This is a genomic window from Pseudoalteromonas luteoviolacea NCIMB 1944 (genome assembly GCF_001625565.1).
Taxonomy (GTDB): domain Bacteria; phylum Pseudomonadota; class Gammaproteobacteria; order Enterobacterales; family Alteromonadaceae; genus Pseudoalteromonas; species Pseudoalteromonas luteoviolacea_F.
The window spans coordinates 24,055-35,986 of record NZ_AUXS01000042.1 but is presented as its reverse complement, the minus strand read 5'-3'; the positions used below and the strand labels follow the sequence as shown (position 1 = coordinate 35,986).

Genomic DNA, 11,932 nt, shown 5'->3' with positions numbered 1-11,932 from the left:
AGGCAGCTCGAAGGCTGCCTATTCTGTGATTTTATTTGTCGGTATCTCGATATTTTTCAAACCAAGCCACGATATGACCCACTTTTTGTATCAAGTTACTAGGCCTTGCGGCAATACCATGCCCCGCTTTGGGGATACGCACCATTGCCGTTTCTATACCGCGCAGCTGTAGTGCTTGATAATACTGCTCAGTTTCACTCATTGGCGTGCGGTAATCATTTTCACCCGTTAGCAACATAGTTGGCGTTTTAACATTGCCAACCAGCGACAGTGGAGAATGCTTCCATAGGTGTTCTGTTGCTTCCCATGGCATGCCTGGCATCCAATATTTTGCGTAGTAATTATACGCATCTGCCGTCAATGCAAAACTAATCCAATTGATCACAGGTTTTGCCACAACGGCGGCTTTGAAGCGATCAGTGTTGCCAATGATCCAAGCTGTTAATACACCGCCTCCTGAGCCGCCAGTAACAAACAAGTTATCTTCATCAACAAACTTTTTCGCCACCATACCATCGACGACATCGATAAGGTCGTTGTAATCCTTTGACGGATAATCATGGTGAATGAGGTTGGCAAATTCCTGACCATAAGACGTGCTGCCCCTTGGATTAGCCCAGACCACCACATAGCCTTTTGACGCCATCAGTTGCACTTCCGTGCTGTAGTTCGGACCATATGCGGTGTGTGGACCACCATGGATCTCCAAAATCATTGGGTACTTCTTTGAACCATCGAAATTAGGGGGTAGAGCATACCAAGCTTGAATGTCTCTGCCATCGACCGAAGACTTGACGGTGATTGCTTTGACCTCAGCAGTCTTTTTATGCCCTAACAAATCTTCATTTAAGTCTGTAAGCTGTACTGATTTTCTTCTTTTGTCCACCAGTGCTAGATCAGCAGGTCGCTGTGCATCAGCTGTGGTGACCACCAAGCGACCACTACCAGCTACGGCAAAATGGCCCGAAGTATACGGACGTCCAAGTGACAATCCTCCCAGCTCAGCAACTTTCTCTGTCACTTTGCCTTTTAAAGTGACATGACCTACATATTGCTGACCATGATCTACATAGCTAAAGTAAAGCCCACGTCCTTTTTTATCCCATTGATGGGCACTGATTGGGCGATCTAATGACTCGGTGAGATTGACCGGGTTTTTGCCATCTGGATCCATCATGTAAATATCAAAATTTTGGCTCGATAAGCGCTTATCTTCATAGTGGAGATAGGCAATTTTATCTCTTTGCTGATTCAGTTTAGGACGATACTCGGGACCGTTGCTATCGGTGATTTGAGTAACCTGGCTATCAGCGACATTGATGCGATAAATATCTGATTGGCGTGGCCTATTTTGCCAATCATCATGACGATCTGCATTGAAATAAAGCGCTTTTCCATCTTTGCTCCAAGTTAATGACGAGCGGTGATGAAAGTCCCCTTGCGTCAATTGTCGAGGTGTTCCGCCTTCCGCTGGTACCACATAAATATGATGATAACCATGTTTAATAAAGCCACCGCCATCACGCTTGTACAGCATGTCATCTATATATGTTGCATTACCCGCCCACTGAGCGCCCTTAGGCTTCTTTGGCATATCTTTGAAAAGGCCGCTTTTGCTCTTTGGCTTAAACATGGTGAATGCTATCCATTTACCATCTGGCGACCAGCTTATATTGCCCACACTCTGATGCACATTGGTTACCCTTGCCGTTTGCCCTGAGTCTAACCAACGTACATACAGCTGATTATCCCCCTCTGCATTAGCTAAATATGCCAATCGCTTACCATCTGGTGAATACTGCGCGCCGCGAAAATGATTTTTACCAGACAATAATGGTTGATGGGTATTGGTTTTTAAATCTACCTCCCATAGGTTAATACGAGTGCTATCAGACATGATGTCCATCGCTCTTCGCTCGTAGACAACCTTATAACCGTCGGGGTGAACCTGCGGGGAAGCCGCGTATTCAATATTGAACACATCCTCATACTGCCACGTGTTGTTTGAGTGAGTATCTTTAGCCATAGCTGGTAGCGCTAGCATACTCGCTGCCAACAGCGTCAAATGTAGCTTGTTTTTATTTTTCATATTCAGACTCTTAGTAATGAACTCATCGCCTTAACATCACGGTTTTTACCGACATAAGATGTCAATGAGTATTGTTACATTATATCAATTATCAGTTCAGTGCTAAGATGCCTTAAACAAATGGACTATTCAAAACAACTGCGACTAATTACCGTAGTAAGAGATGATCGACTTCACACTGAAAACCCTCTTTTAAATCCTGCAAAGCTCATACCATTGAAGCACACAATCACACTATAAAAAAAATGCAATTGACTAACACGAGGTTAATTGTGACTCTGAGCATGCAGTACAAAAAACAAACAAAAAGGATATAACATGAAATTAAAACTAAATAAAAAAGGCATTAAGCAGTTAAGCCAAAAACGACTCGATTCAGATGCAACTAGGCAAATTGGCGGTGGTGCTATTGCCTCGAAAGACTATTGGTGTCAATCTGGTCAAATGCCATGCTGGACCAATGGACCCTGTATCACAACCCCGTATAAAGGTTGTAATACCAGAGGTTGGTGTCAAGGCTAATAATCTGTACTAGGTTCCCCATATTAATGCCGATCTAGGTGGTACGGCATTGATAAGCAGTAAACTTTCCACATGCGATAGCTCGCTTTAGTTACCGATGAGCCCACAAGCAACTGCAATCCGTTTCAGCGACTACCAGTCACAGCGCTTCACTTTTTCAAACCATGGTCGATTAAAACGCTTTGTGGCCGGCTTTTTTAATCCTGGTAACACCATATCCATGCCTGTTGATAAGTGTTCGCGCACTAACTTACGGATCCTATCATCATCTAACTGTGCGTAAGCGTCGAGCAGCGATTTCTTTTCTTCAACGGTTAAAGGCTCCCCATGCATATGCTTAAATCGTGTATTGAGCCACAGTAGCAAAGCCTGCTTGCCCGCATTTGGAAATGCCAACGTTAAGGTTTCTGTTGGGCTATATAACCTTTGAAAATTGACCCATTGTTGCTGCAAGGCAAAGACAAATAGTAAATTTACGCCTGCAGAGATCTGGCCCGAGCGTTTATCAATATTTTGATAACCTGCCAGTGCCGCCCTGAAGTGCTGCTCTGCCCGCTCAATACGCCCCTCTTCCAGTGCGATCAAACCCTGGTTATTCTCAATGATTGCCAATAAGTTCTTTCTATCTGCAAGTTTCGCTAATTTCTGCGCTTTGCTATACAAGGCTTTCGCTTTTTCCAATTCATCAAGTTGCCGAGCAAGCAGTGCCAAACTATTTGTAATGGTCAGCCTTTGCCTATCGTTAATGGCATACTTCACCGAGCACTCAAGACTGATCTGTGCGTCAATGATGTAATCGTGTTTACGCAGCCAAATACCAGTGCCACTCGTTACAGTTACGAGCTTATCAATAAAGTATGGATGTGTTTGATGATGAAAAATTGCTTCTATAGAATCAATAATTTGTTTCAGATCGCCAGTAAATACGGACGCCCGCATCGCAGCAATATGCCATCTAATTTGCTGTACATCCGTCAAGGCGTGAGGCGTAGGTATATTATTGAGAATTTTCAGTGTTCGAGAAGGATCAACACGTAGATAATCCTCCGCTTCTTTAAGCTTATCGTCCAGCGGAGCGGCCACAACCGTACCTGAAATAAGACTAAGTAAGGCAATTACCTCAGCAGCTCGCACATCACCTCTCCACCGAATAAGTTAACTAAAATATAGATAGGCAGCGCGTATTATTCAAAATAACCGAGCGCTTGATACGCAAAACACTGACCGCTATGGTTGCTTTGAATCAGTATGATAGACCCATAAAATAAGCACAATTATTGGCAAGTTTTTAGTAACGGGCCCAAACGGATGCAACCAAAAACTGCTATCAATCCAAGATAATAGCCCGCTATATACAATAATAGTCAGCACCTGCACCACACAACACAATTTGATTTTTTTCTTAACCAACAACCATAACCCCAACCCAATATCCAATGCGCCACCACCATAGACAGCGGCCTTGGCCACGGAGCCATAAATTTGTGCTTCTGCAAGAATATCAAAACCAATATGTGGCGCAAAAAACACTGAAGTTAAGCCAGTAAATATCCAGATAAAAGCGAGGCTAAAGCAGGCATAGTTATACAATGTGTTGTGCTGTAAAAACATCAGTTATACCACCGATAGTGGCTTAAAGACCATGAGCACTAATAACCCTAAAATAGCGATAAAAGCCGGGACCCCCAACAGGGTCCAACGTCGCATTAAGGCTTTAAATTCTGCAGTCACATGCCCTTTTTCGATAGACTCTTTGGCTAATCGACGTAATCGATATTGTATTTTCAATACTGGTAGCCAACAAAGACCTATAAAACCAAAAAGCCCGGCAACCGCGAAAAACCAAGGGGATTGAAAGGAATAGCCAAGCAAATGCATTAGATAGAGACCACTTACTATCTGTGTGACAACGGCCGGTGTAGTAAATAGCCAGTCTCCTAATACAACATGTTGCGTGGTCACATAAATTGCTTGAGGGTTATTAGAGCGGTTTGCCATGAACATAAAAAACGCGATACCTGCGCCCGTCCCCATCACCACAATCGCCGCTAAGATATGAATAAATTTGGCGATAAAATAAGGCTCCATCATTTCAATACCTGCTCTTTTTGATATATGCCAAACGCATTGAAGTGCGTATAAAATTCCGATAGTTTCAGCAGACTAACGCACGCGGTGGCTCCTCGGTGAGCGACGCTATCTGATAACAGTTTTTTAGCAAGAATTATCGCTGAAAAAGTGGGAATATAAGGCCCCTGACCATTTGGCGCATACAGTCGCCAAGTCAATGTCTGAGGCTGGGCGCTTAAATCTCGTCCCTTAATCGATACCTCCATTGCGCCAATATCGCTGCCAAATTTTAAAAAGCAGTTGCTCAAAACATCGAGCCGCTTGGCCAAAGGAGCCCAATTTTTGACTATTTTCCACTTTGCAATGGCGGCCATTGCGACCATTCCCCAGTGTAATAAAGGTAATTCCAACCCAGCTTGAAAACTAACTCGCTCGGAAACACCATACCGATCGGGAAATAAGGCCAGATCTGGCACATCTACATTGGCTAACAAACGGCGCTTTGCAATACCGCCAAAGTCATGGCTTTTAGCATCCATCCAACCATAGGCGGGTTGCCAGCGACCTTGTCTAAATACCGAAAAAGGATGCCCGGTGTAGGTTAGAATGGCCTCAATTGTTGCGGTGCCTCTTTGGGCTTTGTTACCGGGTGCGATGGCGATATCAATACTGTCTATATTTTCAAACAAAGGTAAAAAGTGCTCGATCACCGCCGAAGATAACCCCGGCACCGAACTGGCACCACTTACGACTAACACACCACTTTCCCGCGCCAATTTATCTAAACTGCCAATATTACATACAAACTGTCGGTCATCAGCCAAATCAATATAATGGGCACCAGCGTCAATGCAGGCCTTCGGTACTGCGTAGCTTTGGCCTTGATAAGGCCCCCCTGTGTGGATCACCATAAACGGCTTTTGTGCTTTTAATTGCTGTGAAAATGCGCTTGCATGCAAATCTATCTGCCAAGCTTCAAGTGTTGCTTTAGCGGATTGTTTCAGTAGCTCCACATAGTGTTCTGCTTTTGCTAGATTTCTTCCTGCTATTACCAAGGTAATATCGTGACTAGCTAAAGATTTAGCTATTCGCTGACCAAAATTACCATAGCCGCCTAATATGATTACCTTTTTTGACATTGCCTATCCTTACTTCTAACACCACAGCATCAAGATTGCAGGTTTTAAGCCCATAAAGGCAAAAGAATCTATTACAAATCAACAACCTTTACAGACCGCTATAATACCTAAAATCACAGACACAAAAAAGCGATGGGGTTGACGCAGTTTCAACTTTTTAAGATGAAGAAAAATCCATTCATTTCACATTGCAAAGTGTGCGATCACAACTAGACTTGCCTTGAATTCTATCAGGACAAGGAGTTATTTAATGACGCTTAAAACAACAGGAAAGGTGATAGCTGTCCTTTCTCTTGCCACACTTACCGCTTGTATGAGCACATCTCAATCACCTTATTTAAAAAGTTCTCTATCTCAGGGAGTTGGTCCATTAGAGGTTAGAGCCCCTTATGCAAACTACGTCAATTACTATGGCTATGTTGACGCTACGGTCAAACCAGAAGGCGTGTATAAAGGGAAAGATACATACTATTTGTACGCTTGGGTACCTGCCGCTGTTGACGAAATTGGTATCTCAATGCAATCGCCCGTTGAGTCAAAACCAACTGACAAAGACTTTGTGCACACAAACTTTGCTCCGGGAATGGAAAAAGACCAAGCTAAGTACTTTGATACTTACATCGTTTTTGATCGCATGAATATCATCGATAGCAAAAAAATAGCGCAAGGCGGTAAAGTATTGCAGCCATTGGGATACAACGATGACACACAAGAGCTACCAGCAAATCCCAGTGGCGCTTATTACAACTCGCTATTGAGACAAACAACCAATTTAAACAACCCGACCGAATCTTTAGTCAGAGGGGTTTATCGTATTTCATTCACTTCTTTCCGCTCTCAAGTAGAGGGCTCGTTTGAAGCCACCATTGGTACCAATGTACCCGGTGTGAAAATTGCGGCTTCATTGGAAGAACTTCATAAGCTGGTTAATGACGGTAAGTTATAAAAATACATCAAGGTGATGCAGTGCATCACCTTAACCCTCCCCACCAGTAACCAGCCTACAGGATCCTGCGACCAATAGCTTATTTTATAAGCTGCACACACTTGCACCAACTAGGGGTACAAACTAGGCTAATTAATAGGCCAAATTTGTATTTTCACACACATAGAAGAGGTCATTTAATAAGAATTTACAAGGAACTCGTTATGAAAAAGTACCAGTGCTTTTTATTTTTAGTCACATTGCTACATACCCCAATTAGCGCGGCACAATCAGATGATGAAACCGCAATCCGCGCTGCTATCAACAAATATTTCGCTGCCTTTTCTGAAGCCAATGCACAAAACTTACAAGACGTATTTCTACCTGAGATGCAAATGATAGGTAATGTCAGAGGCAAACCTTGGATACTACAAGGTGACAAACTAGCAGAGGGATTAAAGACCCGTGCGCCGGAGACCTTAAAAACAAGAGTCTATTTTATCGACATCACACATGATGCAGCGATGGCCAAGGTCAACAATGTCAATGTCGAAACGGGCACAGCCTATACCGATTACTTATTTTTCCTTAAAGTACAAAACGAGTGGAAAATAGCACACAAAGGTTATACCCGTTTCAAACAAACAGTCATACCTGAACTACCCTAAGCTCGAACAAGCGCGCTGACCGCATAAGCTCAGCGCACTGAAGGAAATTTAAAGCACAGCCGTTAAGATTGCATTTATGCTTGGATACCACATCATCATCCCAGCGGCAGAAACACCAATAAAAGTGATCAAAACACCAAAGCAAGCTACCCCAGCTACACACCATTTAACACCCACATGTTGGTGGCGTTTACCCCATAAAATTATTTCATACATGGCCATTGGCAACAGATAACAGGCGAATGAAAGAAATATATCAACAGGACCATCAAGTGTTAGCGTGTTACCATTCATCCCTTGATTGACCAAATACCACCCCATCAGATACAGACGAAACGTCCAAACCCCATTTACCAATAAGAAACTATGTACCGCCATACGTTGATGTGCACCGAAACGCTTTTCGATGGCATAACGCCAAGCAAAGTAAATGGTAATAGGGATCAAAATCCCATTGAGCGTGACCCCCAATGACCCTATATCGCTTAGTCGGTGACCTGCACCCCATGTTAGATATAACCCGGTCAACGCTCCTGACAGGCCAAGTAAAAAGAATACGCGACCATTGTAGCGGTGAAAACGAGGGTAGCGCTTGCGCGCATTCGGGATCAGTTGAAATAAACCACTTAATGCCATTAAAGCTGCTGGTAATACATGCGCAAAAAATATCGCTGATTGAAAATTAATATTGCTATTGAGTCCTTGCGCTGGAGATATCGCTCCCGCTTTTTCAATACTCCCCATAACCAATGGCAGCGCATATAAACTCAAGATATAGATGGCAAATGCCCACTGGCCTACCAAGGCCACCACCATCCAGCTTTTAGCCGCACCGTAGAGCGTTTTTTCAGCCGTCAATGTGGGTATTTTAAATTGTGATAAAGTCGAAGAAATCATCTTAGCCCCTTTTTGTAATCTATTGATTTATTTACTAAGGTGGCAAAAATAAAGCGACTAGTCGCACCGAATTCGAAATTCGGCGCATGATTTTTTGCAATCTTTACTTACAAAAGCAAAATTGAGGTATGGGGACCAGTTGAGTACGATTGACATGTTGACTTTTTACCTGCGCTCGAGCTTTAGGACCACAACATGACACAGCCACACATTCATGTCATTTTGCTAGCTGTTAGCCTTATATTGCTATTTGCTCAGCTCGGTGTGCGTAATAAAAAGACACTCCATATTTTATTTGCAATCTTCTGTGGCTCAGTTGCAATGACCGCAGCCAAACGTATTACTGGCGCAGACTTTGGTCCCTATCAATACCTTATCGGCATGCTTGCCTGTGCAACTTGTAATTGCTTTTGGTTGATCGCAAGAGCGCTCTTTCGAGAAAAGAATCCGATTGCATGGCAGCACATCGCCGTTGCAATTACGATTGCTGTACTGGTCGTGTTTCAGCAAGGTTACCTCTTTGTCACGGCACACTGGACCCTGCACTCCCGCTGGCTTAGCTTGTTGGTCAGCTCGTTGGGAGAGGTCACCCTTTTACTGTCGTCAGGCATATTGATGCTCTCTTGCTGGGAAGCCTGTAGAGGGTTTAATCGTGCATCTCGCAGGGATAAACAACAGCGCATTGTGTTTTTAAGCATTTTTGGTAGTGCTATTTTGATCAGTAAAACCGCGCAAAATGTGCTTAATGGAAACCCAGCCCAGCTGGATTTGATCACATCGCTGCTCACCATAGGTATCTTAATTTGCTTACAAGCACTGCTTATTTGGCGCAGCACATTGCGCAAACAAGCACAAGAGGACACTACTGCGCCTCACGCACATAGTTTAAAACCACTAGCTCCCAGCGCTGAAGCGACTAACTTCCTTGCAAAGCAAATTCACAACCTTATCATCGAGCAACAAGGCTACTTGCAAACAAATTTAAAAGTGGCAGACATTGCAAGGAAACTCGATGTCTCTGAGTACAAGATCAGCAAAACATTACGAGAGCATATGGGCGCCCGTAACTTTAACCAGTATATCAATGAGCTTCGTATTCAACATGCCATGCAGTTATTAAGCGACGCCGATAAACAACATTGGTCGGTACTTGTCGTTGGGCTTGAAAGCGGTTTTGCCTCCGTCGGTCCATTTACTCGCGCCTTTAAAGCCTATACAGGCTCAACACCAAACCAATATAGACAAACTCTACCACCTGCGACACAGGTATCTATCTGACCCTCTCCGGTCTTAAAAACGATGTAAAATACGCCTAAAACCAAAATAAAAAATTCTAACCCACAGGCATTTCACCCAACCTAAAAATAAATAATTTCATATAAATTAATAAGGTAAAAGTATTTCAGAACAAACCGAACACGATTCTTCCACTCAATATTTTTGTCATATTTTTGGAACCAACTTGCCACTTTTTCTTAGCTTATTTGTCTTTTTTGCTCTCTATAGTAGCGTCACTAAAACCGATAAATGAGAAAGGATTATGAAAACAAAATTACTGCCATTGGCGCTGTTATGTAGCACAACCACCTTATTAACGGGTTGTTTTGATTCAGATGACAACGAAGTTAAAGCCAAAGTCCCAAATCAAGAAGTGGTGATTGGCACAGCTATCGAGTTGCGCCTGATGGAAACCACAGATCTACATGCCAATGTGCTTAATTTTAACTATTTTACAGATGCGCAAGACAACAAAGTCGGCCTAGTAAAAACCGCAGCCTTAATCCATAAAGCAAGAAACGAAGCGCAAAACTCAGTACTTGTCGACAATGGCGATCTCATCCAAGGTAGTCCCTTAGGTGACTACATAGCTAAAATAAAAACCCTGCAAGACGGTGAAGTTCACCCTGTTTATAAAGCGATGAACACCTTGGACTATGACGTTGCCAATATTGGTAACCATGAATTTAATTTCGGTTTAGAGTTTTTACAAGAAGCCATTGATGACGCAAATTTCCCCTATATTTCTGCCAATGTCTTTAAATACGATGGAGACGATGATGATAGCAATGATGAGCCTCTGTTCTCTCCCTATCTTATTCAAGACAAAGCATTTGTAGATACAGATGGTAATACTCATACCATCAAAGTCGGTTATATCGGATTTGTGCCTCCGCAAATCATGCAATGGGATAAGGCTAACCTTGAAGGTAAAGTCATTGCCAAAGACATCGTCGCGATGGCGAACAAATACGTGCCAGAGATGAAGTCAAAAGGCGCGGATATCATCATTGCCATTCCACACTCAGGGATCGATACCTCCGCACATACTGAAAAACAAGAAAACGCCAGCTACCACCTGTCTAAAGTTGCCGGTATTGATGCCATCATGTTTGGTCATTCTCATACCAATTTCCCAGGCCCACGCTATGAAGGCATGGAAGACAAAGGGATTGACACCAAAAAAGGCACGGTTAATGGCGTGGCCGCCGTTATGCCGGGCTTTTGGGGCAATCACCTCGGTATTATCGATGTAACTCTCACCTATCAAGCTGACGGCTGGGCTGTAACAGGATCGCAATCGACACTCATGCCGATATATGAACAAGATGCAGATAGAAACGTCACCTCTTTGGCTGACAACGATGCCGATATTGAAGCTGCTGTGCATCATGACCACGAAGAAACTCGCACTTGGGTAAATGAACCTTTTGCAAAAATCACCAATCAAGTAAATAGCTTCTTTGCCCTCGTCAACGATGACCCTTCCATCCAAATCGTGACCGATGCACAGACCTGGTATACTCAAGAAGCGGTGCAGGGAAGTGAGTATGATGGCTTACCTATTCTTTCTGCCGGCGCACCATTTAGAGCTGGACGTGGAGGCGCCGACGACTATACCTATATCGCTGCTGGTGATATTGCCTACCGTAACGTTGCCGATTTGTATATCTACCCAAATACACTAACAATCTTGAAGTTAAATGGCGCCGAAGTAAAAGAGTGGCTAGAAATGTCGGCTGGGCAGTTTAATCAAATTGACCCTGATTCAATGGAAATGCAGTCATTGATCAATGGCGACTTCCCTTCATATAATTTCGATGTTATCGACGGCGTCACTTACCAAATAGATATCACTCAACCTGCGCGTTACAACAGCAAAGGCGAAAAAGTATCTGATGGGCAGCGTATCAAAGCACTCTCATATCAAGGAAAGCCTATTTCCCAAGAACAAGCTTTTTTAGTTGTCACCAATAACTATCGCGCTTCTGGTGGTGGTAACTTCCCGGGCATCAGCGCTGATAAAATCATCAACCCATCACCTGATGAGAATCGTCAAGTTGTTGCCAATTATATCACCCACCAAAGCGGTGCTAATGAAGGGAAAGGTTTAGATCCTTCTGCCGATTTGAACTGGTCATTTACTGCCATTGAAAACGCACAAATTCAGTTCACTACGTCAAACAGTGAACACGCTAAAACATACAGTGAACAATTCAACCATATTCAGCCGCTTGATAAAACCAATGAAGCTGGCTTTGCACTGTATCAGCTGAACTTATCTCAACTTAACAACCAATAACACCCAAATACCCATACGGGGTGCACAAAAGAGTGCACCTCA

Annotated in this window: 11 protein-coding genes; 5 read left to right on the top strand and 6 right to left on the bottom strand. The window is 43.4% G+C overall.

What is annotated here, in order from left to right:
* Positions 1-31: 31 nt before the first annotated feature.
* Complete coding sequence (locus N483_RS15565; protein ID WP_023399675.1) at positions 32-2,089, bottom strand: S9 family peptidase; 2,058 nt, start codon at positions 2,087-2,089, stop codon at positions 32-34.
* Between the two features lie 318 nt (positions 2,090-2,407).
* Here N483_RS15565 and N483_RS15560 point away from each other — a divergent pair, with 318 nt between their 5' ends.
* Entirely contained in the window at positions 2,408-2,611 is a 204-nt protein-coding gene (locus N483_RS15560) for a hypothetical protein (protein WP_023399674.1), read from the top strand.
* Positions 2,612-2,743: 132 nt separating this feature from the next.
* Here N483_RS15560 and N483_RS15555 read toward each other — a convergent pair whose 3' ends face one another.
* The 4 genes from N483_RS15555 to N483_RS15540 form a co-directional block, all read right to left on the bottom strand.
* Positions 2,744-3,745: a tetratricopeptide repeat protein gene (locus N483_RS15555; protein ID WP_023399673.1), complete on the bottom strand. Its 1,002-nt coding sequence runs from the start codon at positions 3,743-3,745 to the stop codon at positions 2,744-2,746.
* Positions 3,746-3,838: 93 nt separating this feature from the next.
* The gene (locus N483_RS15550) at positions 3,839-4,222 is read right to left on the bottom strand and encodes a DoxX-like family protein (protein ID WP_023399672.1); all 384 of its coding nucleotides are present in this window, start codon (positions 4,220-4,222) and stop codon (positions 3,839-3,841) included.
* A gap of 3 nt (positions 4,223-4,225) precedes the next feature.
* Positions 4,226-4,702, bottom strand: a complete 477-nt coding sequence (locus N483_RS15545) for a DUF2269 family protein (RefSeq protein WP_023399671.1) — start codon at positions 4,700-4,702, stop codon at positions 4,226-4,228.
* On the bottom strand, positions 4,699-5,820 hold the full coding sequence (locus tag N483_RS15540) for a saccharopine dehydrogenase family protein (RefSeq protein WP_023399670.1): 1,122 nt from the start codon (positions 5,818-5,820) through the stop codon (positions 4,699-4,701). The genes N483_RS15545 and N483_RS15540 overlap by 4 nt, the downstream gene beginning before the upstream one ends.
* 250 nt (positions 5,821-6,070) lie before the next feature.
* Here N483_RS15540 and N483_RS15535 point away from each other — a divergent pair, with 250 nt between their 5' ends.
* Both N483_RS15535 and N483_RS15530 read left to right on the top strand, forming a co-directional pair.
* A complete protein-coding gene (locus tag N483_RS15535) occupies positions 6,071-6,766 on the top strand; it encodes a LipL32 family surface lipoprotein (protein ID WP_023399669.1) in 696 nt (231 codons plus the stop codon).
* A gap of 203 nt (positions 6,767-6,969) precedes the next feature.
* Positions 6,970-7,413 (top strand): nuclear transport factor 2 family protein, encoded by a 444-nt coding sequence (locus N483_RS15530; protein WP_023399668.1) that lies wholly within the window; start codon positions 6,970-6,972, stop codon positions 7,411-7,413.
* 48 nt (positions 7,414-7,461) lie between these two features.
* On the opposite strand, the gene N483_RS15525 is transcribed toward N483_RS15530, so the two are convergent.
* Entirely contained in the window at positions 7,462-8,310 is an 849-nt protein-coding gene (locus N483_RS15525) for a DUF2306 domain-containing protein (protein ID WP_023399667.1), read from the bottom strand.
* A gap of 195 nt (positions 8,311-8,505) precedes the next feature.
* On the opposite strand from N483_RS15525, the gene N483_RS15520 reads away from it, so the two are divergent.
* A complete protein-coding gene (locus tag N483_RS15520; protein ID WP_023399666.1) occupies positions 8,506-9,588 on the top strand; it encodes a helix-turn-helix transcriptional regulator in 1,083 nt (360 codons plus the stop codon).
* 262 nt (positions 9,589-9,850) lie between these two features.
* Positions 9,851-11,890: a bifunctional 2',3'-cyclic-nucleotide 2'-phosphodiesterase/3'-nucleotidase gene (locus tag N483_RS15515; protein ID WP_023399665.1), complete on the top strand. Its 2,040-nt coding sequence runs from the start codon at positions 9,851-9,853 to the stop codon at positions 11,888-11,890.
* Positions 11,891-11,932 lie beyond the last annotated feature (42 nt).

Excerpts from the sequence above, each read along its gene's own strand:
- N483_RS15550 (WP_023399672.1), bottom strand. The coding sequence starts at position 4,222 with ATGTTTTTACAGCACAACACATTGTATAACTATGCCTGCTTTAGCCTC.
- N483_RS15515 (WP_023399665.1), top strand. The coding sequence starts at position 9,851 with ATGAAAACAAAATTACTGCCATTGGCGCTGTTATGTAGCACAACCACC.
- N483_RS15520 (WP_023399666.1), top strand. The coding sequence starts at position 8,506 with ATGACACAGCCACACATTCATGTCATTTTGCTAGCTGTTAGCCTTATA.
- N483_RS15535 (WP_023399669.1), top strand. The coding sequence starts at position 6,071 with ATGACGCTTAAAACAACAGGAAAGGTGATAGCTGTCCTTTCTCTTGCC.
- N483_RS15530 (WP_023399668.1), top strand. The coding sequence starts at position 6,970 with ATGAAAAAGTACCAGTGCTTTTTATTTTTAGTCACATTGCTACATACC.
- N483_RS15540 (WP_023399670.1), bottom strand. The coding sequence starts at position 5,820 with ATGTCAAAAAAGGTAATCATATTAGGCGGCTATGGTAATTTTGGTCAG.
- N483_RS15560 (WP_023399674.1), top strand. The coding sequence starts at position 2,408 with ATGAAATTAAAACTAAATAAAAAAGGCATTAAGCAGTTAAGCCAAAAA.
- N483_RS15565 (WP_023399675.1), bottom strand. The coding sequence starts at position 2,089 with ATGAAAAATAAAAACAAGCTACATTTGACGCTGTTGGCAGCGAGTATG.
- N483_RS15525 (WP_023399667.1), bottom strand. The coding sequence starts at position 8,310 with ATGATTTCTTCGACTTTATCACAATTTAAAATACCCACATTGACGGCT.
- N483_RS15545 (WP_023399671.1), bottom strand. The coding sequence starts at position 4,702 with ATGATGGAGCCTTATTTTATCGCCAAATTTATTCATATCTTAGCGGCG.